Here is a 23774-nt window from a genome sequence, read left to right as displayed (position 1 = left end):
AAGGGTCTTTAAATGGAAGAAAAGTATTTTACTTTTCGGTATTTTAAAAGATGAAAGGTGCAGTTCTCCCCCAAGGCGGAGCTGCACCTTTTTCATTCCTTGCCACTTTACCTTTCAGACAGGTAATCATGAATTACGGCCACTAAACGGCCCGGGGTCATATCCGGCAGCACAGTGCCGTTGATTCGTACGCTCGGCCCTTGATGGCAGCTTTTCAGGCAGGATACTTCCCGTAATTCAATCCGTTCCCGCTGATCCGGCGGCAAAGCCGCAACGGCTTCCAGCAGATCCTGTGAACCCAGCAGATGGCACGATGTTCCCTCGCAGATTTCCAGAGTCAACGGTTTCATTCATAAATCCTCCGTAAGAATGATCATTTTCCTATTGCCGGCAAAATGTTTTGGCTAAAAAACTCCCGCGCGGTCGCTCCGGAAACGCTCTGCACTTCGCCGGCATCAACCCGTACGGATACTGCTTCCGTACAATGACCAAGACAAAACACCGCGTCAATCTCCACCTGATCAGCTAATCCGTATTCTTCGACCAGCAGCTGAAAGGAATTGATTACATTATAGGATCCCTTGATGTGGCAGGCACTGCCGATGCAAACTTCAATTTTCATCATCCCGCTCATCCCTTTCTCCGATAATCCACATGGAGCAGTTTATGCACCTTTCCTTTGAGTAAACCGCCATAAAGCGCCATGATCACCGGGTTTTCCTCCGAGCGTTTTATATTGCTCATCCGGTCAGCCTCATAAAGTCCCGCGCTCCGGTTCCATTTCCCCTCGCCGCCAATAAACGGTTGTCCTGCCCCGCAGATGCAGCCGCCGGGACAAGCCATGACTTCCACAAAATCATATTGTTTTTCGCCCTTTTGTATTTTTTTAAGCAGTTGAGCCGCATTTTTGAGCCCGCTGACGATGGCGATCTTAACTTCCCTTCCGGCAAAATCCAGGCTGGTTTCTTTTACACCCTCCAACCCCCGGACACCGGTAAAAGCGATAGCCCGCAGGGAAGATACCGATTTATCATCGGAAATACGCCGGATTACCGCTTCGGTAACGCCGCCGGTTACCCCGAATATTACGCCGGCGCCGCTCGTGGTCCCAAAAGGCATATCGACCGCTTCCGGTTCGATTTCCGCAAAAACAATGCCCGCTTCCTTAATCATCTGAATCAGTTCCTGGGTGCTAATGACATAATCCACATAGCGGACTCCGTCTTCGATAAATTCCTCGCGGGCCGCTTCCTGTTTTTTCGCGGTACACGGCATAACAGCCACCACTACCACCCGCCGGTGGGAATGACGGTATTGCTCTTTGAGAACCGCGGCAAACATCTGCATCGGTGAACGGCAGGTAGAGATGTTCTCCATCAATTCGGGATGATTTAATTCAGCGTATCTTACCCAAGCCGGACAGCATGATGTAAATAACGGCAGCTTCTCACCGCTTTCCAGCCGGAACATAAATTCTCCGGCTTCTTCCAGGACCGTAAGGTCGGCACCGGTGGACGTATCAAATACCTCGTCAACTCCCATCCGCCTTAAAGCGGCAACAATCCGTCCCATCACATTTTCGCCTTCGCCAAGGCCAAGTTCTTTGCCAATACCGACCCGTACGGCGGGAGCGATCTGAACAACCACTTTAGTGTCCTTATCACTGATTTCCTGCCACAATTTTGCCGTGTCATTTCTAACAACGATCGCACCGGTTGGACACACGGCCGCGCACTGACCGCAGCCGACACAGTTCGTATTGGCAATCGGTTCATCAAAGGCCGGACTAACGCACATCCGCGAGCCGCGAAATGCGAAATCAATGGCGCCGACATTCTGTACTTCATCACACACCCGCACACAGTCGCCGCAAAGTATACATTTACTTTTGTCCCGGACAATCGCAAGGGACGAAGTATCCATGTCGGCATCTCCCGCCGTATTGCTGAACCGCACCTGTTTGATGCCAAAGCGCCGGGCGAGTTCCTGGAGCTTGCATTTTCCGTTTTTCTCACAGGTTGTACAATCGCGGCAGTGGTTGGAAAGAAGAAGCTCGAGTATCATTTTCCGGTACTTCCGCAGCCGCGGCGTATTGGTGCGTATTTCCATCCCGGGTTTGGGCGGTGTCGAACAGGCGGCGTGAATAGTACCCCACTTGTCCTCTACAACGCACATACGGCAGGCGCCGTAAACGGATAACTCCGAATAGTAGCAAAAGGTCGGCAGCTCAATGCCACCTTTCCTGATCACCGCCAGAATATTCTGCTCACCGGCAATTTCCACCGGCATATTGTCGATTATCATAAACTCCGTGCTCACGTGTCAGTCCTCCTTTACGGCTTTGAACGCGCATGCACTCACGCACGCCCCGCACTTAATACATTTGCCGGTATCAATTTGGAACGGTTCTTTGATCCGTCCGGAAATGGCTCCCACCGGACAGACCCGGGAACACTTGGAACAGCCGCGGCAAAGTTCCCGGTCAATATAGATCTGTTTTAATTTCCGGCAAGTCTTGGAGGGACACCGTTTGTCCAGCACATGGGCTTCATATTCGGCCCGGAAATTTTTGACCGTGCTGATTACAGGAAGGGCGGCAGTCTTGCCCAGACCGCACAGCGCGGTCGACGAGATCATATCGGCCAGTTCCAGAAGCATGTCAATATCCTCCGGTTCACCCTGACCGGCAACAATGCGTTCCAATATCGCCCGCATCCGTTTCGTACCTTCACGGCACGGCACGCATTTGCCGCACGACTCATTCTGGGTAAAGTTCATAAAGAATCTTGCTACCTCAACCATGCAGGTGTGTTCATCCATAACTACCAGCCCGCCGGAGCCGATCATCGCGCCGGCTTTTTTCAACGAGTCGAAATCGAGCGGCAGGTCAAGATGTTCCTTGGTTAAGCAGCCGCCGGAAGGCCCGCCGATCTGTACGGCTTTGAATCCCGCCCCGGCCCGCATGCCACCGCCAATCTCATAGATAACCTCGCGCAAGGTCGTCCCCATGGGTACCTCAACCAGACCGGTATTTTCAATATTTCCCGTCAGCGCAAACGCTTTCGTACCGGGGCTATTTTCCGGCCCGATCGCCCGATACCACTCGGCGCCGTTTTGAATAATCAGCGGCACATTGGCAAAGGTCTCCACATTGTTAAGCACCGTGGGTTTGGCGAAAAGGCCCTGTTCAACCGTTCGCGGCGGTTTTACCCGCGGCATGCCGCGCTTTCCTTCAATTGACGCAGTAAGGGCGCTTCCTTCGCCGCAGACAAAAGCCCCGGCTCCTTTGCTTATTTTAATATCGAATTCCCGGCCGGAACCCAAAATATCCGTGCCCAGCAAACCGTATTCCCTTGCCTCGGCAATTGCCGTCTCCAGACGGCTAACCGCCAGCGGATACTCGGCGCGTACATAAATATATCCCGCCGTAGCCCCGCAGGCTATGCCGGCTATCATCATTCCCTCCAGCATCCGGTGCGGATCGCCCTCCATTATGCTCCGGTCCATAAAAGCGCCGGGATCTCCTTCATCGCCATTGCAGACGATATATTTTACCGCCGCCTTCTGCCGTTTGACCTGGGCCCATTTGCGGCCGGCCGGATACCCACCGCCGCCGCGCCCCCTTAAATTAGACTCCTCAATCACTTTGACAATTTCATCGGGACTCATCCTAAACAGAGCCTTTTCCAATGCCGTATAGCCGCCGATAGCCAAATATTCTTTAATGGAGGTGGCGTCAACATGCCCACAGTGTTCGAGCACCAACCGGGTCTGTTTTTTGTAGAAAGGGATCTCTTCCTGGGTCGGATAGGTCCGGCCGTTCTTTTTATAGGCCAGCCTGTCGACAAACCGGTCCCCCAGTATCGACTCCGCCAGAATCTCGGCGCAGTCTTCCTGCTTTACTTTTATATATAACCAGCCCTGCGGTTCAATTCTTACCAACGGCCCCATTTCACAAAAGCCGTGACAGCCGCTCTTTTTTACTCCGATTGAATCATGCTGCGGTTCTTGCTCCAGACTTACCGCGCAGGGTATGCCCTTTTCCTGAATCAATCTGACAAACTCGGCATATATGTCGAGTGATCCGCCCGCCACACAGCCCGTTCCGGCGCAGACAAGGATCTTCTTTTTCTGCGCTGCCAGTACTTCTTTATAACTTGCCACTGCCTTGTTAAGTTCTTCCCTGCTTGAAAGCATCTTAGTTTTCCTCCTTGAGCTTCGCCAGAAGTTCGCTTGCCTTATCCGGCGTCATGGCGGCATATACCTTGTCATTAACGGTAAGCACCGGCGCCAGCCCGCACGCCCCGAGACAGGATACGGTTTCCACGGTAAACATGAGGTCTTCCGTAGTCACTTTTGTTTCGGAAAGCCCGAGTTCTTCTCTCAATCGTTCAAGAATCGGAATCGACTTCCGGACATGGCATGCCGTTCCGTCACAAATCTTGATTACATGTTTACCCTTCGGCTCGAGGGAAAAATTTTCATAAAAAGTAGCAACACTGTATATTTTGGCCGTACTAAGGCCGAGTTTGGCCGAAAGATACGAAAACGCCTCCTTAGGCAGGTATCTGTATTTTGCCTGCGTATCCTGCAATATGGCTATAATATTGCTTGGATCATACCTGTATTTTTTCAGAATTTCATCCATCTCCGCCAAATCAATCACTCCGTGCATAACAGACCTCCCGACAGATATTGTGAATTTTTTATCATACTTTTAGTGTACCTGATCCCCAAAATGATTGCAATGTAAATTTGTGAATTTTTTCTCTTATCAATACTTTGTCTGCCTTTTTTGCCGGCATGATAGCATCTTCGCTGCCAAAGCTTTATAATTAAGTAATATCTTCCTTCCACTCTTAAGAGGTGATAAAAGTGAACTTTCTTTTTCCGGCCGGCCATTGGTCAAAGACCAGAAACGTCGTATTGGCGGCTATGTTTATTTCTCTTACTATTGTTTTAACTCATATTCTCGCAATCCAAACCCCCTTCATTCGCATTGATCTGGCCTTCCTGCCGGTTGCCGTTTATTCCCTGCTTTTTGGTCCGTTTGCCGGGGCAGTCGTTGCGGCTGTCGCCGATATTCTGGGATGCTTATTATTTTCCCCGGGACTCTTCTTTCCGGGATTCACGCTCAGTGCTTTTGTCTCCGGGATTATTTATGGTTTATATTTTTTCAAACGGAAAATAACTTTGTCGAACATAATTGGGGCAAGCCTCACCGTCTTTTTATTAATCGATGTCGTTATGAATACGTTATGGCTGTCAATTTTGTATCATAAAGCCGCCCAAACTTTTATTACCGGACGTATTATCAAAGGATTACTTATGCTGCCTGTCCATGTAATTCTTATTTATATGGTTTGCCAACGCTTACTGAATCCGGCCCGGTCCCGCTTATTTAAGAATAGCTAGTGGTCTGTAAACTCTAAAGCTATAGGATGAATTGAAGAACTATAGAATTGGGGGTTACAGACCACAAGGGCCCGGAGTAAATTATTTATTGTATTTTCCATTTCCGTATATTAAAATAATGTATGTTACTTATTTTGCATAAGTTAATATTTTCACCGTATGAAGCTTAACGGAAGAGTGGTCAAAGACCCGCCGAAGGAATAACACTCTCAGGCGCTTAGAAATCTAAGTAAGAACCGTTAGCAGACGGTACTCTGGAGAGACCCGCAAGGGCGCCGAAGGGGCAATATAGCGCAGAACGCTATTAAATCTCTCAGGCAAAAGGACAGAGACGCTTAAGCATGCCTAATAAAAGAATTAGGGCTTTGTTTTTCGGCGTCTTCTCCGGAGTCAAATCATTATTGATTTGACTCATTTTATTTTTATTGGTAAAAGGAGAGGGTAATATGGGCTGGTTAAAACCGGCTGAACCGGATTGAGCAGCTGCGCATTGGTCTCCCATAGCGCAGCATAGAAGACAGAGTAAAAACAGGTATGGCAAAAGGAGCGACTATTTATGTATAAAACTGGTTTTAAACTAACGGCAATCATAATGGCCATGTTATTCATGGCGGGATTTCTGGCCGGCTGCGGCGGCAGTCCGGCTGCGAACACGATTAAAATCGGTATTCTGGACGAACTGACCGGCGGCAACGCCACTATGGGCACCTCGGCGGCAAACGGCGCGAAACTGGCGATCAAAGAGGCCAACGCCAAGGGAGGCGTGCTGGGAAAACAAATTCAGGCTGTGATTGCGGATAATAAAAGTGAACCCTCTGAATCGGCGAATGCTATGACAAAATTGATAACCCAGGACCAGGTCGCTGCGGTCACCGGAATCTTCGCCAGTTCGAACGCCATCGCGGCTTCCAGCGTAGCCGAAGCCAATAAAGTTCCCTTTTTGGCGGCAGGGGCAACCAATCCCAAGGTTACCGTCGACGACAAAACCGGCAAAGTGAAAGACTACACCTTCCGCGTGTGCTTTATTGACCCTTTTCAGGGAACGGTAGGGGCTAACTTTGTTCTTAATACGTTACAGCTAAAAAAAGCCGCCCTGTTAATCGACAACAGCAGTGATTACAGCAAGGGACTGGCCACCTTCTTTAAAGACGCCTTTACCAAGGGTGGCGGCAGTATTTTAGCGGAGGAAGCCTACTTGCAAAAAGATCAGGATTTTAAAACGATCCTGACGAAGATAAAAGCCTTGGATCCCGAAGTTATCTATGTGCCGGGCTATTATGAAGAAGTCGGCAAAATTGTCAAGCAGGCCCGTGAACTTGGAATTACTGTGCCCATTGTCGGCGGCGACGGCTGGGATTCGCCAAAACTGGTGGAAATTGCTTCGGCGGCGGCCTTAAACAATACCTATTTCACCAATCATTATTCGATCGACAATCCCAGTGCCGCCTCCAAGGCCTTTGTTGAAGCGTATAAGAAAGAATACGGACAGGCGCCGGACGCACTGGCTGTATTGGGTTATGATGCGGCTAACGTACTTATTGACGCCATCAAGCGGGCCAATAGCGCCGATCCAGCCAAGATTCGCGCCGCACTGGCCGCTACGAAAGATTATCCGGGCATAACCGGAGCGATTACAATCAATGCTACCCACGATGCCGTAAAAAATGCGGTCATTATTGAAATGAAGGACGGCAAACAAACGTTTAAAGCAACTGTCAAACCGTAGCAAGAAAGAACTCGGACAAGTTCTTTCGGTCCATGGCGCAGGGCCCAGAGCGCCAAAGGCCCCGTCGGAAAGAAGCATCTGCCTAGGCAGAAGAAACGTCACTTGACGAGCGGAGGTTACTACCCTTTTCTTTTAAAAAGCTCCCGTTGGCACGGGAGCTTTTTACCGTTCTTGCAGAAACTTGTAATCTGCTAAATAAATGGCTATAATAAATAGTACCGATTTTAGCTCGGCAGCCAATTGTAATTCTTAACACTTCGTTTAGTCTGATTATGGCCCGGAAAGGATCTTTCCGGGTTTTTTGTGGGATCAAAAAGTATAACTTTTCGGGTTGTTTCTAAAATAACGCGTTCTTCTTAAGAAACCGAAAAGTAAAATACTTCCCTTCCATTTAAAGACCCTTTGGTTCTTTCTTAGCTCTGTCGGAGACAAGGAGGCATTATGACTGAGCAGCACCCGGACTTTGCGGCGGAAACACAGCATTTAGCAAATACAGTCAGCGAAATGAAACAATTGATTAGCGACTTGCAGGAGGACATAGACGGCCGGCTCCATCTCATGCATAAATCCTTCTCCCATAAAGACGAAATCAGCGCCGCTGTGCATGCTATGTTGCGCAGCAATCATTCCAGGAGAATATACGACATTGAAGAAGCTCTTCCCGATCCTTACTTTGGCAGAGTTGATTTCCGGGAGGACGGGGCCGGGGAATTCGAAAGTTTCTATATTGGACGTTGTAAAATCGCCAAACTGCAAATCGAAGGTCCCCGGGATATTCTGGTATTTGACTGGCGCGACCCGGTTTCTACCATTTTTTATGAGTGTTATGGCGGCCGGGCCGCTTATGAAGTTCTGGGCCGGTACCGCTACAGCGGTGACGTACGCTTAAAAAGGCAGTATAAAATTGATAACGGCATCTTGAAGACCATAGTCGATAACTATATTATGGAACAGGTCCTGGCACGGCAGCAGGAAGCCTTTCTGGGCGATCCACTTCTCTCGGACCGGCTTCGCCAGGGGGCAACCGACAAACTCAAAGATATTGTCACTTCGATCCAAGCCGAGCAGAACCGGATTATCCGGGAACCCCTGAATCAGGTCACAATCATTCAGGGGGTAGCCGGCTCGGGCAAGAGCACCATCGGTCTCCACCGTCTCTCCTACCTTTTATACAATGAGAAGCTGGATCCCCAAAAGCTGATTGTGATTGCGCCCAACCGTATTTTTCTTGATTACATCTCGGATTTACTGCCGGAAATTGATGCGGCCGATGTGCAGCAAACAGTCTGGGAGGATTTGCTTTTTACCATAATCCGTAAGAAATTCAACGTTGCCGCCGACCGCCGGCTGGATTTGGTCCTGGCCGGGGAAGATAAAACGCAGATTGCTTTGTTGGAGAATACGGCCAAGCTGAAAGGGTCTCTGGACTTTCTCCCTATTATTGAGTCGTATCTGGAACACAAAATAAAAAAATTTTGTCTCAAGTTGGCGGACATTCGCTTATTTAATGAAAAATTGGTTATTCCGTCCAAGGAGCAGGTGGATAAATTCCTGGCAGATGTAAAAGCCCCTTATAACGAGCGGTTGAACACGCTTACCCGTTACATCACCTTCCGGATAAATAACTATGTGGAAGTTGTCGAAGCCCGGGAGAGAAAAGGAAAAAGCGCCGGGGAACAAGGAAAAATATTGCGTCAGGAAGCGGATGCTTTTCTTGCCACCCATTTTAAGCGCTGGCACCCGCTTGATTTATTTACCGCGTACCGGGAGGTTTTTACGGATAAAAGCGCTTTCAAAACAGTGAGGGATCGGAACTATGACACCGATGCCATCCGCAATTACTCCTTAAATATCCTGAATGCAGACCGGATTGAAAGGGATGATCTTGCGCCACTGGCCTATCTTGCTTTATTGATTGACGGCTGGAATCATAAACTTAAGTTTGACCATATTGTGGTAGATGAAGCCCAGGATTTGAATGCGTTGGAATTTGCCGTTTTAAAGAAGCTGTCGGCCAATGGCTCCTTCACGATCATGGGGGACCTGTCCCAGGGCATCCATTCCTATCGCAGCATCAGCAGCTGGAATGTGCTTTTGCAAGATGTTTTTGCCGATGCCCGGACTCAATACCGGGAAATCCTTCATAGCTACCGTTCCGCCAAAGAAATTATCGACGTTTTCAACCGGGTCATGCCTAAGGGCCATTCCCGGGCCATTCCCGTATATGAAACCGGCCGCCGGCCAACGGCGGAAAAAATTATTTCCGCGGATCAGGGACTGCGTCGTGTGATCGAAATGATTAGAACCTTTGCCGGCCGGGGCGCCCGGTCAATCGCCATTATTACTAAGCTGGAAAAAGACGCTGCCTGGTTATACGAGGGCTTGCTGCAAACGGCAGCGGCCAACCCGCTCGATTATCCGGTTCATCTTATCTCCGGACAGGAGGCCTGCTACCGCGGCGGAATCTCCGTCCTCCCCGTTTCCCTGGCCAAGGGGCTGGAATTTGACGGCGTTATTGTCTGGAATGCTTCCGCCGCCGAATTCACAACTTCCGCCGCCGATGCCCGTCTTCTATATGTGGCTTTATCCCGTGCCATGCATAACCTGCATATTATGTATCAGGGAACGCTGACCCCTCTGCTTAAATGAAATAGTAAGATGTAAATAGCCCGGGCAAAAGCAATGCTGCTTTTGCCCGGGCTTCTTATGGGAAAATACAAACACATTAAAATTGGCCACCGAAACCAAATTGATACCGGATTCCTTCATCGCCATAAGCCATATAAAGCCGGATTGGGCCAATAGGCGTGTTGACCAGCACACCGGCGCCGATATCGTATTTGAGCCCGCCTACGCTGTAATCACCTTCCCAGGCATTACCGGCGTCGGTGAAGAGAACCCCCTCGACCTTTTTGACAATCGGATAGCGATACTCAATGGTGGCGGTAAACATTTCCTTACCTGTAAATTCCTCATCTTTGTAACCGCGCAACGTGTCGATACCACCAACGTAAAATTTACTGATATCGGGTACGTTCCCCGTAGCGTAACCCGCCGTCGTGGCAAGGGCCAGCGTTTGTTTGCTCCCAACTTTAAAATATTGGCTCGCCTGAAGAGTATACTTATTGTAGTCAAATTGCCCGCCAAATACATTCCCGGCAAATTCACTGGACAGAAAGACCCGCTTGCCTTCGGTCGGATCAAAAATATTGTCGCGGGTATCATAGACTCTCGACAGCGTCATACTATGAACGATTCCGAAATTATTTTTGAGATAATCCGAGTAATCGGTGTCAGTTAAGTAATTCACCGGTCCGGAAATATATTCCTGATAAGTATCTTTTCTGTTGGTAAATTTAATATTGTATCTTACATATTCTCCCTGCGGCCGGCCCAGAGAGAGGCTAAATCCCTTCGACCGCCGGTAGTAGTCCGAACGCAGTGTTGTGGAACTGCCGTCATATCCATAATCGTTCCATTCGTTAACCGAATTAAACAAGTCAACACTGAAGGAAGTTTGTTTGTCATCCATCCAGGGATTGGTATAGCTAAAATCCCAGCCGGTGCCGGCCTCGCTGGATATCCCGTGTTGAAAAGTCAAATTCACTTTATTGCCGGTTCCCTTAAAATTGCTGTCGCCAATGCCGTAATAAACGCCAAATCCGTCGGTTTGACTGTAACCTCCGCCGATCAGAAAGTTCCCTGTCTTTTGTTCTTTCACATCAACCTCCGGTACAACGGCATTGGGTTCCCGTCCGGGATTCAATTTCATATTTACATCTTCAAAAAAGCCCAGATTATAAATTTTCTGCAGACTCCGTTTCGCATCGCCTGCGTTAAACGGCTCTCCTGCTTTTAATTTCATTTCCCGGGTAATTACGTACGGCTTGGTCTTTTCATTTCCCTTAATTACAATACCCTCAACGGTCCCCTCATTGATTGAAACCGTCAGGGTTCCATCCGGATCCATAGCCAGGTCACTTACCTTGGCCAAAATATACCCCTTATTATGGTAATCCTGTTCAATTGCCCGGGCATTCTCATTCCACGTTTTAGTGTTAATCGCCCGGCCTTTGCTTAGCGTAATCACACTTTTCAGTTGGTCCATTGAAACCTTGGTATTGCCTTTAAAAACGACATTCTTTAAAACCGGGTTTTCGGTTACAACATAGGTCACCTTTACCCCTTCGGGCACGTCAGTAAAATTGGCCGTCACATTGTAAATATCACCCATCTCATAAATAGACTGCAGGTCCTGATGAATCTTCTCCGGATCAAACAGATTTCCCGGCTTGATTCGGACAACCGCCATTATGCTATTTGCCGGCACAGTTTGTTCACCGGCAATCTTGACGTCGATAATCGTTTTACCTGTATAATCTGAGGCATAGGCGAAATTTCCGGCGCTAAACACGGTAATTAAAAATGCGACCGCAAACCATCCCAAATAGATTTTTTTCTTCACTGCACTGCTCCCTACACTTTTTTTAAACGGATATCGGCTAAAAAATTCTAAGATATGCTGCAGCCCCTTAGGCTAAGGACGACCCGGCCCCGGACCATGCGGACCGGGAAATCCATAAACAGGATGGAAGTGCCACCACCAAAAATCCCCGCCAAGGATAATTACCGTCCGGTCTTTGGGTTTATCAGGGTCTTGGTCATGACGGAGGGTAAATTTGCAGTTATCCGGGTGCCACCCCTCATTCCCAATAAATATCAAGTTGGGATCCATCTTATCTCCATCCATGGATAGATTGAACGTCACATAGGTTCCCTCGTCAACATGCAGGTCAATTCCGCTATCTTCGCCGGCAGTTGTAAGTTGGAAAGCTATTTTCCCCCGATTGCCGCTGATATGAAAGAAGTCGTCCGGCCCTGCCGTTTTTTCCAAGATGTCCTCGAATGCGCCGTCCGTATGAATACTGCCGCTAAATACATGCTCTTTGCCTGCACTGGTGGTCCGTAAGTGCAAACCGTCCTTATCCTGCCAGATAAAATAACCTGTGCTTTGGCCCGGGTTGAATGCAGCAGGCTTGCCGTCCAGCTTAAGGGAATACGAGTACGCCGCCAAGGCATTACCGGCGGTGAAACAAAACAAAATAGCTAACAATACCGGAATTAAAGCATTTTTTATTTTCATAAATAGCTCCCCCCTTACTTTTATTGAATCAGTCATAAGTTACCGCCACCGCCCGCCATGCGTTAACAGTTTTATTTTACCTATCCTTTTTAGCAAATTCTTGTCAGTTTGGTTACAGTTTGGTTACAAAAATATAAAAAAAACCGCTGATGTGGTTTTCGGCTCATGGCGCAGGGCTCGGGCAGCCATCCCGGAAAAGGATCGTCTTGTCAAATTTAAGGAAAAGGGGCTGACCGGTTACGGTCAGCCCTCTTACCAAAATTATAATTTATAACTTATACCGCCAATCAGTCCTTTTACTTTTATATCGTCGGAACTGCCGTCGCTATAGGTCAGCCCTTTATATTTTGTATCCCGGTAACCCAGGTTAAATTCCGTATCTTTAGCCAATTGATAGCTGAGACCCAATTCATAGCCCCCCACGTGGTTACCGGCGGTATAGACGGCGTAGGCTTTCATATTTGGCGCAACCGGAATATTGCCGGCAATCCCGGCTACAAAGCCCCTATGCTCGGAACCGCCAATTATCTGCGTCTGAGAAATGCCGCCGAAGAGGGAAACTTTGGCTACCAAATCAAGCACATTATCCACTAAAAATAATTGCTGCGCCTTAATCTCATCGCTGCCATTAAGGGAATTTTTCATTTTAAAGTCATCAAACGTATATTGCCCGGAAAAGCCAAGACCAAGTCCGGCCGCCACATCGTAGCCGACTCGCAGGTTTCCATCCGAATCCCCACTCGAGGCGGATAAACTGGGCGCACTAAAGTTCAATCCAGCCGAGACTTGCCCTAAAGAACAGTCTGCTACAGGACTGGCCATGCTGACAGCCGATGTTGATACGATCATCATAAATACCAAGCACAAAATTTTCCTCATTTTCATGACACCTTCCTTAGTTTGATTCTTTCTATAATATAGTATCGAACCATCGACTTAGAATTCCCTTTGAAAAGCTGCAGCTAACTTAAAAAAAACATGTTTCTCCGCTTAAATTCCTAAAAAAAAGACCGCTTAGCGCGGTCTTTCGGTAATTGCCAGACAGGGTCCGGCTCAAACGGCGAAATGGGTTGCAGAATCCAATTCCGCCAATGTGGTTATTGTTTCAAATTGAAGGCCACCCTCAGCGAACTTTACGTCATCCATCCGGTTCCCGATCCGGATAATCTTACCAATTTGCGCTTTGGCTGCAGCCTGAATTCCCGATAAGGAATCCTCGACGACAATGCATTGTTCCGGCCTAAGCCGGAGTTTTCGCGCCGCCTTTATATATACATCCGGCTCCGGCTTGCAGGGCAGCGTTCCGTCATCGTAAACAATTTCATCCATAGTAAACCAGTTACCGAGATTAAGATGTTTAAAATAAAAAAGTAAATTATTCTTGCCGGCACTCGTTCCAATGGTCATAGGAATTTTTTTTGCCGCCAGGATGTCCAGCAGTTGTTGCGCACCGGGTGACAAACAGAAACCGGCTCCTTCGTCTAAGCACATAGCCCGGTACATTGTTTCCTTTTGCTCGGAATATTCATTGCATTCCGCTAAGCTGACTTCCCGCTGCAACAAATATTCAATAAAACTTTTGTTGCTTCTCCCATGCATATGTACCAATATCTCTTCTGCTGTGAGATCCCGGCCGCAAACCGATATGGCAAACTGACGCCAGGCCCTTTCATTCAAATGGGAATCAAACAACAAAACTCCATTAAAATCAAAAACGATCCCTTTACATTTAGCAGTCATACGTTATTCTCCTACTTTTGTCAAGATGTCGTTATTTCCTCAAAATCCACGATAAAGAGCTGTGGATTTTTCCTAAGGTCAAGCTCTAAAAGCTGGTTTACTTTGGTCCTATCTTCACCGGACACGATGCGGACGATGGGAGTTGTTTTACAATTTTTGTCGACATCAAGAATTACCGCGGTCTGATTGTTATTCAGTCTTACCGTCGTGCCAATAGGGTAAAGGGCAATATTCTCATTAAACTTTTCGACGATGGCCGGATTAAAATATTGTCCGGCCGCTTTATTAAGAATGGCAACGGCATAGTATACAGGAGTTGGCCGGCGGTAAGGCGTACCGGCAGTCAGCCGGTCATACACATCGGCAATACTGATAATCTGAGCATATTCCGATATGGCGCCGCCTTTAATTCCCAGAGGGTACCCGCTGCCATCCCAGCGTTCATGGTGCTGAAAACAGGCATTGACAACATTGGCGGATATGGTTGAGTCTTTCCGCAGTATTTCCAGCGTGTAAGACGGATGTTCCCGGTATTCCCCCTTTTCTTTCAGTGTCAAATGACCGGGATTTTTCTTGGCTAATTTGTAAGGAAATTTGATCTTGCCAACATCATGCAGCATAGCTGCTAAACCCAGCTCTTCCAATTGATTGCCGTCATAGCCCATGCTAATACCGGTCATAACTGACAAAATACATGTATTGACCGCATGGGAAAACAGATAGTCTTCCTTGCGGCGGATATCAATAAAATGAATCATATTTTCCGGCTTTTGCGCCAGTTGTTCAATCATATCGGCGACAATGGCTTTCACTTTACCGAGTTTTATGCCCTGACCGACATGAAAATCATTGACTGCCTCCAAAGCGGTTTGTACCGCCTCCTGCCTCAGTTCCGGCCCAATGACATCCTCCACAATGATATCCCGGGTCTGTGGCTCTTCCACATAAAGATAGGTAATCCCTTGCTTGCGAAGATATTGAATATACCGGTCTTTCATTTCAATTCCCTCATGCAATAAAACCGTGCCGTCCGGGGCAATGAGCGGTCTGGACAGATACATCCCCGGCTGTATGTCATCCAATAATAAGCGGCGCATATAACGACCCCCCAGTCTCAAACTATGTTGCCTATATAATATATCGAATTAGCGGCAAAATACTTAATAGAAAAACCGCTGACGCGGTCTTTCGGTCCATGGCGCAGGGCTCGGGACGCAAGGAAACCGTCTGAAATCATTCCGGACAAATAATCCCGGCAGAAGGATCGTCTTATCATAAGCGGGGTTAGTGGCAACGGTACAAGGCGTGGGCGCAAATCAGGTCATCACCGCATTATATGCTTTAGCAAAGCTTTCCCTGCTTATCGTCCCGTTAATCAAATAGTCCGCAAAATATTGCCAGGAATGTTCTTCGTTCACAATGCCGGTCTTGGTTCGGATGTAACTGAATATTTTGTTTTTGACGTGTTCAGAACCAAATAGCCGCAATGATGAGCGGTGAATAATTTTATTATTCGGGTACATATTCAGTTTAATTTTGTTGTAATCATAACCGTTTTCATGTAATCCCGCCAAGGTCCTCGCTGCCATTCGCAGCATGAAATCATATAATTGATTATTATCTACCGGTTCATCCAGGCGCGTCCAAAAATGATACCCTCTGCCGCTGGTAGTAACCAAAGGCTTCATGTCCAGCTCTTCCAAATACCCGGTTAAAAGACCGGCGGCAATGCCTATTTCCGGTTTGGGAGCCGTATTGCTCAGTTTATAATTATGGTCCAGATTGAAACAAAATGTATTATTCGCCGCCTCGTTAAAATACAAACATACATTACATCCCTTATTCACATGTTCCTGTAATAAATAATTCAGTTGTTCTTCCGATACATTCGATAATTTATATTTATGAATCAGGCCGGACGCCAATTCACCATATTCCAATAGTAAGCCGGTTGATAGCAAACGATCCAAAAAATCAAAACCATATTCTCTGCTCTCCAGCTTCAGCTTGCCCGTTTGCATGGTACTATAGAATTCTTTGAGCAATTTTACTCTTGTATCCATTGTTTTACCTCTTCAAAGCGATTGAATCCTCTGGCTGTCCCTTTTTCAACCTTTGCGTGTTTTTCCATAATGGGGTAAAACACATTGATGCCATAATCTTTACCATGTAAAATGTTCAGATTGTCATCGTCGATTAAATATTTTATGTTCCACATCTTGCAAAAGACTATTTTATTCTGGGCCGTAAAACAATAATCATAAGGAATTTCATTGTCACTTAACCATAGCTTGGAATACTCAACCGCTCTTCGCAAATCCCTGGCGGTACAAATAACAATCCGCCAATGATTCGCTTTTAACCATTGCATAAATTGGATCCCGTCAATTCTCGCTTTGGCCAGTTCATGACACTGTTGATGGATTTGATAACGAAAATAGGAGTAATCATTACAAATCAATTCACTTTCATCCGTTACGGCCTGCCTTACCATAGCAAGATATTGATTGAACTTTTCCGGCGTTAATCCATAGGAGTCGCTATAAACAAAATTCGTATTGCGCAATGTTTCCGTAAAATTATTTAAGGTATCGTCCAAATCAACAGCAATTGTTTTTATAAGACCGCCCCTTCCGGCTTTTTTTAATCGAATTAGTCCGGCTCACCCGCCCTACCGCAGATTACCTTTTATCTAAGGCTCTTTTTAAGTTTTCTTTGACCCTGCCTAAAACTTCCTGCCAGTCCCCAATCTTACTCTGCCGAAAAAGCTGCACAGTCGGATACCAGGGACTGTCGCTGCGCTCTAACTGCCAGCGCCAGTCAGGGGCAAACGGCAAAAGCAGCCAGGTCCGTTTTCCCATCGCACCCGCCAGATGAGCCACCGCCGAATCGACGGTTATTACCAGATCAAGATTTGCTATCAACCCGGCCGTTTCAGCAAAATCAACCAGTTCTTCGGTATAACTAAAAACCGTATATGGCGATTTCTCCAGTTCCCGGGCCCGGCTCCCGGTCTGTAAACTCACCCAGATTACGTTAGTAAGACAAAACAAATTATTAAATAAATCAAACGGGATCGAACGGTTGCGGTCATTATGGTGCCTGGGGTTTCCGGCCCAGACAGCGCCCACCCGGTAACGCTTCCTTTTATCGCCCTGACTAAGAATTTGGTGCCACTTCAAGGTAATGTCGGCACTTGGTTTTATATAAGGAATACCCTGGGGAATTTCCGCCGTTGTGGTATTAAATATTCGCGGCAAACTGGGCAGCGGACAGGCAAAATCGAAGCTTTCCGCCGGCATATTTTCTCCCCTATGGACCTTCAAGAAAGGAAAGGACGAGATAAACAGCCGCTGCAGCGGCTGTTGAACCCACAAAACAAGCTCGCCGGCCTGATCGGCCACGGTTTGAGCATACCTTGCGAACTGCAGCGTATCGCCAAACCCTTGCTCATAGTAAAGTAAAATCCGGCGTCCCCTAAGATCTTCCCCCTGCCAGGCAGGCGCCTGCGGCTGATCGGCTCCATAGTTTATTACCACCCTTGACTTATCATACTTTTCCCAGCCCTTTTCATATTCCCCGCGCAGTAAATATAAAACCGCCAGCGAAAATTCAGCCTCAAAAAAAGCGGGATTTTGCTGAATCGCCCGCTGAAAGCAGGTTTCCGCCTTATCAAGATTATTGATGCTCATTAGAAGAACACCCAAATTGTTATAGGCCTCCGGATAAGCCGGCCGCAACTGGATAGCCCGGCAGAAGCAGGCTCCGGCTTCTTCCACCTGACCGCTGTCTTTAAAAATCAAACCTAAATTATTATATACTTCCGGATAATTCGCCTTCAATTGAATGGCCCGGCCAAAACACGCCTTCGCTTCCTCGAAACGGTTCTTACTTTTGAAAACCAGTCCTAAATTATTATAAACCTCCGGATTTTCCGGGTTTAACTCGATAGCCCGACGAAATACGTTCTCCGCTTCCTCCAAATTTTGTTCCCGCACATAGATAAGACCCAGGTTGATATAAGCCGCCGCATAGCCGCTTCGCCGGCGAACCGCCGCCAGCAAACATTCCCTGGCCTCTTCCAGGCGGTTAAGCTGCAGCAAAAGCACCCCCAGGTTGTTATAAGCCTCCACATATTCCGGATTCAGCCCGATAGCCTGACGAAATGAATCTTCCGCTTCTTTGTATAATTTTTCTCTCAACTGTATGTCTCCCAGATAATTATAGGTCTCCGGGTCAGCGGGATCCTGCTCCAGAGCCCGGCGAAAAGCCGCCGCCGCTTGCTGCCATTCTCCCTTAGCCGCTAAATTCAACCCATGTTTTACCTGCATTTTGTTATTCATAGAAGTGCCCCTTCTTTACATCCCGGCTTTAGGTCCCGCCATTTTCAACACAATTCGGCAAGAGACCCTAAATTCCTGCCTCTTTAAAATCAACCAGCATTTCCATTCCAGCCATCTATCCGGTGAAATAGAGCCAATTATACAAGATAACCCGTTAAAATTATCCTTTATGACGAATCAACCATAAATCACGGTAAATAAACGCCTTAATCTTTTTATTTTACCGTTTCGATAATTTAACTATAATCAAGCCTGCTTAAAAAGATGCAGATACTAGGCGCGGCGAGCATTCGAACGAGGCGTACTCAGGCGTACGTTGAGTGAGAACGCGCAGCCGCAACAACGTTAGGTCCCACATTTCGCAATTATTGTCAAGTGTTATAGGACTGCGAAAAGTGGGATTGATGCGCTTTTTAAGCAGGCTCATAATCAGAAATGATAAAGAGGGAGGTGAACATCACGTCTACTGTAACAAATGTTTCGAATTCGGCTACGGTAACAACGACCGGCAGTACTTCTGCTACTGACAGCAGCGCGAATACCGGCACCACTGCTACTTCTTCGTCTACCAATTCGGCCGCCTACGAATTAACCGCGAGTCTGGCTTCTGTATTGCAGCTTTCCGGTCAACAACTTTCCAGCCTCACTGCTTCCAGTTCTGATTCAGGTTACTCCACGATGTTTAAGGCTGCTGCGGCGTATGATTTGTATAGTAAATTAACCCCTGCCGAACTCCAATACATACAGAACACAACTAACGATACTACAGGTTCTTCAACTGACTCTGATTCTACTAGCGTTTCCGGTTCCGGCAGCGACTCCACTAACGAATGAAAGACCGCTGATGCGGTCTTTCGGTCCGTGGCGCAGGGCTCAGGGCACGGTTAACAGCGATCCCCGTTAATCGTTTAAATTAAAAAATAATATTCTGGAAGGAATTTCCAAAATAAACCGCGAAAATTCATTTACGTAAGCTTTTTTATCGGGAGGGCAATAAAATGAATTTAGCGGAAGTAAAAGAAAAAGCCAAAAAAGTGGGTATTAACGTCAAAAAAATGAAGAAGGCTGAAATAATTCAAGCAATCCAGGCCAAGGAAAATAATATTCCCTGCTTTGGAACAGCTACTGATTATTGTGATCAGGAAGAATGCCTCTGGCGCAAGGATTGCCTTGGGCTAAAATGAAAAAAGGGTTGTCTCATTTGGGAGACAGCCCTTTTTTCAGTAACAGAAAGTATAACTTTTCGGGATATTCTTATACAAGCTGTTTTTTGTGAAATGCCGAAAAGTAAAATACTTTCTTCCTGCTTGAAGACCCTTTGGGTCTTTCTTGCATTATTCTTATTTTCACAACTTTACCAGACGTACTTTTACGACGCCTTCCACACCGCCGATAAACTGCAGTGTCTCTTTTGGCACGTCCGAATCGACGGCAAGCACCATCATGGCGCGCTTATCGGAAGCCAGACGTCCTAGCTGCATAGTGGCAATATTCACTTTACTGACGCCTAAAAGAGTTCCAATTTGCCCAACAATACCCGGCTTATCAATGTTTTCCGCCATGAGCATATACGCGGACGGGGTCACGTCAAATTCATAGCCGTTCAGTTCAACAATACGCCCGCCGCCTTTTCCCAAAACAGTCCCGCTGATCGTAAAGGTCTTGTTTTTGGATATAATTTTGACCTGGATTAAGGCCAAGCAATTGCTTTCCGCCGATTCCCTGCTTTCGGTTACGGTAACGCCCCTGCTTTCGGCGGTCAGAGCGGCATTAACATAGTTGACTTTTTCTTTCAGTACCGGTTCAAAAATTCCTTTCAAAATTGCTAACGTGAGCATCGACGTTTCCAAAGCGGCAACTTCACCGCTATAGGTGATCTCAACTTTTTCCACCGCTTCTTTTTCTAATTGATAGTAAATCTTACCTAAGACTTCCCCCAGTTGCAGATACGCTTTTAGCGTTTCCAGTTCCTGGCTCTGAATCGTAGGCAAATTAACGGCGTTCGGAACCATTTCACCCCGCAGCGCGCTGATCACTTCCTGCGCTACCGTTATGCCGACATTGTCCTGGGCCTCTACCGTATCCGCCCCCAGGTGCGGCGTAATAATTACATTGTCAAAGTCCAGCAATGGAGAGGTAGGATTCGGCTCACCCACCAAAACATCAATTCCCGCGCTGGCAACAATCTTTTCCTTTAATGCCTCTTCCAGGGCCTGTTCATCGATAATCCCGCCCCGGGCGCAGTTTACAACCCGCACACCTTTTTTGGCAACCCGGAATTGATCTTTACCGATCATTCCCATAGTTTCCTCGGTTTTGGGAGTATGAACGGTAATGAAATCGGCTTCTTTCATTAATTCTTCCAGATTTTCTTTTTTTTCAACGCCATATTTCTTAAACCGGGCATCACTAATATAAGGATCATAAGCAACCACATTCATGCCAAATGCTTTTAACCGGGTGGCCACCAAAGAACCAATACGGCCTAAACCTACAATTCCCACAGTTTTATTTAATAATTCGACTCCTTTTAAATTGGACCGGTCCCAAACCCGTTTTCCGAGCCTGGCATGAGCCTGGGGAATATTCCGGCAGGAGGAAATTAAAAGTCCGATTGTATGTTCCGCTGCTGATACTACGTTCGATTCCGGCGTATTCACCACAATGATTCCGCGTTTGGTCGCGCCTTCCATATCAATATTGTCCACGCCGTTACCGGCCCGTCCTACGACTTTTAATTTTGTGGCCCGACGGTAGAATTCTTCATTAATTTTTGTTACGCTGCGGACAATAATTGCATCATACTCACCAATCACTTTTAACAGTTCTTCCCGAGAAAGCTTCGTATTAACGTCTACAGTCATTCCCTCATTCATTAATTTTTCAATTCCTTTTTCCGAAATCGTTTCCGCCACTAAAATTTTCATTTTTCTTACCCCTCCGCTGGTTTATTTAGGAAAATAAAAACCCCCGCACTTAGCAATTGCCAAGGACGGGAGTAATTTCTCACGTGGTGCCACCTTCTTTTGTCATCCGGGACTGACCTTTTCGATGCTAACGGTATCAAACCGGACCAGGTTATTTCCCTGTCTGCTCCGAAGTGGATTCAACAAGACCGGATACCAATTCACACTGTCCATTGGCTCTCTGAAACCTTCTCTTGTTTACTATTCTTCATCTCAGCTTTTCTATATTATACATAATTTGTAATAATAGTATCACAGGAAAGAACATTTGTCAATTCATTAGATTCTTTTCACTAGTAGGAAACGTAATAAAAAAGGATGTTCCTTTCCCTACTTTGGATTGCACCTCAATTTTACCGGCATGCCTTTCCACAATACTTTGACAGATTGCCAGTCCAAGTCCGGTTCCGGTATCTTTGGTTGTAAAAAAGGGATCAAAAATCTTATTCAGATAATCGGCCTCAATGCCGCAGCCATTATCGGCTACTATTAATTTTACCGCATTCGCCGACACTTTGGTTTCAATCCGTAAAAGCCCTTTCGGCTGCATAGCCTGAATGGAATTACGGGAAAGATTAAAGAGCACCTGTTTTATTTCCTTTTCATTCAGCAACAGTTCGGGTACAACTTCAGCCAAATTCAATTTGATTTCTATGCCCGATTCCGCCGCATCGGCTTGAAGCAGCGGAAACGTACCCGCTATGATATTGTTTAAATTACAAATTTCCTTAGTAACCGTTTTATTTCTCGCCAAAGACAAAAAGTCGGTAACAATTGTGTCAATCCGGTTCAGTTCATTCATGATTATGGAATATCTCTCCTGCAAATCCGGCTCTGCCTTATTGGTCAGGACTTGAAGGTATCCCTTAACGACGGTCATCGGATTTCTGATTTCGTGAGCTACGCCGGCGGCCATTTCCCCGATCAGCTTCAGCCGGTCAAGTCTGGCATATTCATTACGCAAGTTCTCCAGCTCACTGATATCCTGGTAATAAGCAATTGCGCCCACAATGTTATCGGTATTATACTCCTTAATGGGATAGGCACTAATTAAAAAAGATTTGTTCCGGTCCTGGCGAAAAAAACCGTTTATTTCTTCGCCATTTAATGCCCGGGCAATCAATGCCTCATCCGAATCATCCAGCCCGCCCGCATCAAGATGACTGTTGATTACCATTTTCAGTTTATCCGTAATGTCAGGCAAAAGTTCGGCAGCCAACTGGTTAGAGGCGATAATAAAACCGTCCCGGTCAACAGTCAGAATCGCCATAGGCGCCGTATCGATCATTTGTTGTAAGCGCTGTGATTCATCCAGATATTGTATTGTTAATTGTTTTTGCACCGTTTCCGATTCTTTACGCTGGGTAACATCTCTTACTACACTAAAAACCGCATCCACGACATGATGCTTATTAAATACGGGATTTAAAAAATATTCCAGATAACGGATCCCATAAGGAAATACGGCCCGAGTGACCTGAGACGTCGGGATTCCCAGCATAAATACTGTTTTTAAATAAGCTTCAAAAGGAATCATCATTTCTTTGGAAAGTTTCAATTCCCGCCAGTTTTTGCCAATCATGTCCATTTGTTTTAAACCAAATAATTGTGCGCCTGAAATACTGGCATACGTAAACCGGCAATTCCGGTCAAGAATAAATACACAATCATGGCTAAAAGAGATAATTCTGCCGAACGACTCCGATTGATTGTTAATTGCATTCGATAAGGCAGTCAATTCGGTTTCAATAACGTTTCTATCTGAAGTTAACCGTTCAAGCTGCTCATCAACTTTTTTTAATTTTTCTATATACTCCTGGATAAGTTGCAACATCGGAAATAGCTCCTCTGTTAAAATACATATAATTTGCTAAATTCTACAAAAGATGCCATAATTACTCTTTTTCCAAAATAAATTTTATTATATCCTAATATTTTTTACAAGAAGGAGATTGGGATTACCGGCATTGACAAAAAGCGCGGCTAGAAAAATTAAAAACCTTCACTCAGTAAGAACTTCAAGTTTTCGATAAAACCTAAGATCGCCACGCTGCACTCCGTTTCGCTCGCGATGACATCCCATTTTTCCTGTCATACGAGGAACAGAGCGACGTGGCAATCTCTTAAGAAGCGACTTTGTCTACAGTCTGAAGCCCTCACTCAGCAAAGGCTTCTCTCTATGATGACAACATTAAGAATTGACAATTTCATTTATAGGTTCTTCAACATTTCTTCGGCCAAAAAACCACCCGTTACCGTTAAAGCAGCAGAAAAGCAGAATTAGAATAAGTAGGATCCAGATTCCGCCACCGCCAAAACCACGGCCAAACCCGCCAAACCGTTCTAAACCACCAAAATCCATATATACTCCCTCTTTCCTTTTATTCCACTTCCCACCGTCCTCTTTAGTTCAGGAGGTGAAATGTGGGTTTAATCCTTCT

General features: G+C 46.5%; 21 protein-coding genes, 1 riboswitch and 1 other annotated feature. Of the genes, 4 read left to right on the top strand and 17 right to left on the bottom strand.

What is annotated here, in order from left to right; genetic code table 11:
- Positions 1-107 precede the first annotated feature (107 nt).
- The 5 genes from LUCIF_RS09605 to LUCIF_RS09585 are packed head-to-tail and all read right to left on the bottom strand — an operon-like array spanning position 108 to position 4675.
- Positions 108-350: an NAD(P)H-dependent oxidoreductase subunit E gene (locus LUCIF_RS09605; RefSeq protein WP_122627672.1), complete on the bottom strand. Its 243-nt coding sequence runs from the start codon at positions 348-350 to the stop codon at positions 108-110.
- Between the two features lie 23 nt (positions 351-373).
- Positions 374-625: a (2Fe-2S) ferredoxin domain-containing protein gene (locus LUCIF_RS09600; RefSeq protein WP_122627737.1), complete on the bottom strand. Its 252-nt coding sequence runs from the start codon at positions 623-625 to the stop codon at positions 374-376.
- Between the two features lie 5 nt (positions 626-630).
- Positions 631-2319 (bottom strand): [FeFe] hydrogenase, group A, encoded by a 1689-nt coding sequence (locus LUCIF_RS09595; RefSeq protein WP_122627670.1) that lies wholly within the window; start codon positions 2317-2319, stop codon positions 631-633.
- 3 nt (positions 2320-2322) lie between these two features.
- The gene (locus tag LUCIF_RS09590; protein ID WP_122627669.1) at positions 2323-4197 is read right to left on the bottom strand and encodes an NADH-quinone oxidoreductase subunit NuoF; all 1875 of its coding nucleotides are present in this window, start codon (positions 4195-4197) and stop codon (positions 2323-2325) included.
- A gap of 1 nt (position 4198) precedes the next feature.
- A complete protein-coding gene (locus tag LUCIF_RS09585) occupies positions 4199-4675 on the bottom strand; it encodes an NADH-quinone oxidoreductase subunit NuoE family protein (RefSeq protein ID WP_122627667.1) in 477 nt (158 codons plus the stop codon).
- A 200-nt stretch (positions 4676-4875) separates the two neighbouring features.
- Here LUCIF_RS09585 and LUCIF_RS09580 point away from each other — a divergent pair, with 200 nt between their 5' ends.
- From LUCIF_RS09580 to LUCIF_RS09570, 3 genes are all read left to right on the top strand, one after another.
- On the top strand, positions 4876-5415 hold the full coding sequence (locus LUCIF_RS09580; protein WP_207857358.1) for a folate family ECF transporter S component: 540 nt from the start codon (positions 4876-4878) through the stop codon (positions 5413-5415).
- Positions 5416-5659: 244 nt separating this feature from the next.
- Positions 5660-5754: riboswitch (glycine riboswitch) on the top strand.
- A gap of 217 nt (positions 5755-5971) precedes the next feature.
- Complete coding sequence (locus LUCIF_RS09575) at positions 5972-7141, top strand: ABC transporter substrate-binding protein (RefSeq protein ID WP_122627666.1); 1170 nt, start codon at positions 5972-5974, stop codon at positions 7139-7141.
- 441 nt (positions 7142-7582) lie between these two features.
- Complete coding sequence (locus LUCIF_RS09570) at positions 7583-9790, top strand: HelD family protein (protein WP_122627665.1); 2208 nt, start codon at positions 7583-7585, stop codon at positions 9788-9790.
- Between the two features lie 76 nt (positions 9791-9866).
- On the opposite strand, the gene LUCIF_RS09565 is transcribed toward LUCIF_RS09570, so the two are convergent.
- From LUCIF_RS09565 to LUCIF_RS26040, 9 genes are all read right to left on the bottom strand, one after another.
- The gene (locus LUCIF_RS09565) at positions 9867-11606 is read right to left on the bottom strand and encodes a BamA/OMP85 family outer membrane protein (protein ID WP_122627664.1); all 1740 of its coding nucleotides are present in this window, start codon (positions 11604-11606) and stop codon (positions 9867-9869) included.
- Positions 11607-11678: 72 nt separating this feature from the next.
- Positions 11679-12284, bottom strand: a complete 606-nt coding sequence (locus tag LUCIF_RS09560) for a hypothetical protein (RefSeq protein ID WP_122627663.1) — start codon at positions 12282-12284, stop codon at positions 11679-11681.
- A 261-nt stretch (positions 12285-12545) separates the two neighbouring features.
- The gene (locus tag LUCIF_RS09555) at positions 12546-13136 is read right to left on the bottom strand and encodes an outer membrane beta-barrel protein (RefSeq protein ID WP_207857356.1); all 591 of its coding nucleotides are present in this window, start codon (positions 13134-13136) and stop codon (positions 12546-12548) included.
- A 201-nt stretch (positions 13137-13337) separates the two neighbouring features.
- Positions 13338-14024 (bottom strand): HAD family hydrolase, encoded by a 687-nt coding sequence (locus tag LUCIF_RS09550; RefSeq protein WP_122627661.1) that lies wholly within the window; start codon positions 14022-14024, stop codon positions 13338-13340.
- Between the two features lie 20 nt (positions 14025-14044).
- Complete coding sequence (locus tag LUCIF_RS09545) at positions 14045-15121, bottom strand: HD-GYP domain-containing protein (protein WP_207857354.1); 1077 nt, start codon at positions 15119-15121, stop codon at positions 14045-14047.
- Positions 15122-15340: 219 nt separating this feature from the next.
- Complete coding sequence (locus LUCIF_RS09540) at positions 15341-16087, bottom strand: bifunctional DNA primase/polymerase (protein WP_122627660.1); 747 nt, start codon at positions 16085-16087, stop codon at positions 15341-15343.
- Positions 16072-16623: a hypothetical protein gene (locus LUCIF_RS09535; RefSeq protein WP_122627659.1), complete on the bottom strand. Its 552-nt coding sequence runs from the start codon at positions 16621-16623 to the stop codon at positions 16072-16074. The genes LUCIF_RS09540 and LUCIF_RS09535 overlap by 16 nt, the downstream gene beginning before the upstream one ends.
- An 82-nt stretch (positions 16624-16705) precedes the next feature.
- Positions 16706-18367, bottom strand: a complete 1662-nt coding sequence (locus tag LUCIF_RS09530; RefSeq protein WP_122627657.1) for a tetratricopeptide repeat protein — start codon at positions 18365-18367, stop codon at positions 16706-16708.
- Between the two features lie 413 nt (positions 18368-18780).
- Positions 18781-18939, bottom strand: a complete 159-nt coding sequence (locus LUCIF_RS26040; protein ID WP_165865949.1) for a hypothetical protein — start codon at positions 18937-18939, stop codon at positions 18781-18783.
- A gap of 426 nt (positions 18940-19365) precedes the next feature.
- Between LUCIF_RS26040 and LUCIF_RS09525 the strand changes: the two genes are divergently transcribed.
- Positions 19366-19551: an SAP domain-containing protein gene (locus LUCIF_RS09525; RefSeq protein WP_122627656.1), complete on the top strand. Its 186-nt coding sequence runs from the start codon at positions 19366-19368 to the stop codon at positions 19549-19551.
- A 162-nt stretch (positions 19552-19713) separates the two neighbouring features.
- Here the strand turns inward: LUCIF_RS09525 and serA are convergent, their stop codons facing one another.
- The 3 genes from serA to LUCIF_RS26035 all read right to left on the bottom strand — a co-directional run bounded on the left by serA (position 19714) and on the right by LUCIF_RS26035 (position 23695).
- Positions 19714-21294, bottom strand: a complete 1581-nt coding sequence (gene serA, locus LUCIF_RS09520; RefSeq protein WP_122627655.1) for a phosphoglycerate dehydrogenase — start codon at positions 21292-21294, stop codon at positions 19714-19716.
- A 58-nt stretch (positions 21295-21352) separates the two neighbouring features.
- Positions 21353-21557, bottom strand: a binding site (T-box leader).
- Between the two features lie 47 nt (positions 21558-21604).
- Complete coding sequence (locus LUCIF_RS09515; protein ID WP_122627654.1) at positions 21605-23167, bottom strand: ATP-binding protein; 1563 nt, start codon at positions 23165-23167, stop codon at positions 21605-21607.
- A gap of 357 nt (positions 23168-23524) precedes the next feature.
- The gene (locus tag LUCIF_RS26035) at positions 23525-23695 is read right to left on the bottom strand and encodes a hypothetical protein (protein WP_165865948.1); all 171 of its coding nucleotides are present in this window, start codon (positions 23693-23695) and stop codon (positions 23525-23527) included.
- Positions 23696-23774: the final 79 nt, after the last annotated feature.

The organism is Allolucifera butyrica (assembly GCF_900476375.1).
In the GTDB taxonomy this organism is placed as follows: Bacteria; Bacillota; Negativicutes; order Sporomusales; family UPPP01; genus Lucifera; species Lucifera butyrica.
The sequence above is the reverse complement of the archived record's forward strand: the minus strand, read 5'-3'. Positions and strand labels throughout refer to the sequence as shown.

Coding starts and splice junctions, on each gene's coding strand:
- LUCIF_RS09605 (WP_122627672.1), bottom strand. CDS start 350: ATGAAACCGTTGACTCTGGAAATCTGCGAGGGAACATCGTGCCATCTG.
- LUCIF_RS09600 (WP_122627737.1), bottom strand. CDS start 625: ATGATGAAAATTGAAGTTTGCATCGGCAGTGCCTGCCACATCAAGGGA.
- LUCIF_RS09590 (WP_122627669.1), bottom strand. CDS start 4,197: ATGCTTTCAAGCAGGGAAGAACTTAACAAGGCAGTGGCAAGTTATAAA.
- LUCIF_RS09585 (WP_122627667.1), bottom strand. CDS start 4,675: ATGCACGGAGTGATTGATTTGGCGGAGATGGATGAAATTCTGAAAAAA.
- LUCIF_RS09575 (WP_122627666.1), top strand. CDS start 5,972: ATGTATAAAACTGGTTTTAAACTAACGGCAATCATAATGGCCATGTTA.
- LUCIF_RS09570 (WP_122627665.1), top strand. CDS start 7,583: ATGACTGAGCAGCACCCGGACTTTGCGGCGGAAACACAGCATTTAGCA.
- LUCIF_RS09560 (WP_122627663.1), bottom strand. CDS start 12,284: ATGAAAATAAAAAATGCTTTAATTCCGGTATTGTTAGCTATTTTGTTT.
- LUCIF_RS09555 (WP_207857356.1), bottom strand. CDS start 13,136: ATGATGATCGTATCAACATCGGCTGTCAGCATGGCCAGTCCTGTAGCA.
- LUCIF_RS09550 (WP_122627661.1), bottom strand. CDS start 14,024: ATGACTGCTAAATGTAAAGGGATCGTTTTTGATTTTAATGGAGTTTTG.
- LUCIF_RS09545 (WP_207857354.1), bottom strand. CDS start 15,121: ATGCGCCGCTTATTATTGGATGACATACAGCCGGGGATGTATCTGTCC.
- LUCIF_RS09540 (WP_122627660.1), bottom strand. CDS start 16,087: ATGGATACAAGAGTAAAATTGCTCAAAGAATTCTATAGTACCATGCAA.
- LUCIF_RS09530 (WP_122627657.1), bottom strand. CDS start 18,367: ATGAATAACAAAATGCAGGTAAAACATGGGTTGAATTTAGCGGCTAAG.
- LUCIF_RS09525 (WP_122627656.1), top strand. CDS start 19,366: ATGAATTTAGCGGAAGTAAAAGAAAAAGCCAAAAAAGTGGGTATTAAC.
- serA (WP_122627655.1), bottom strand. CDS start 21,294: ATGAAAATTTTAGTGGCGGAAACGATTTCGGAAAAAGGAATTGAAAAA.
- LUCIF_RS09515 (WP_122627654.1), bottom strand. CDS start 23,167: ATGTTGCAACTTATCCAGGAGTATATAGAAAAATTAAAAAAAGTTGAT.
- LUCIF_RS26035 (WP_165865948.1), bottom strand. CDS start 23,695: ATGGATTTTGGTGGTTTAGAACGGTTTGGCGGGTTTGGCCGTGGTTTT.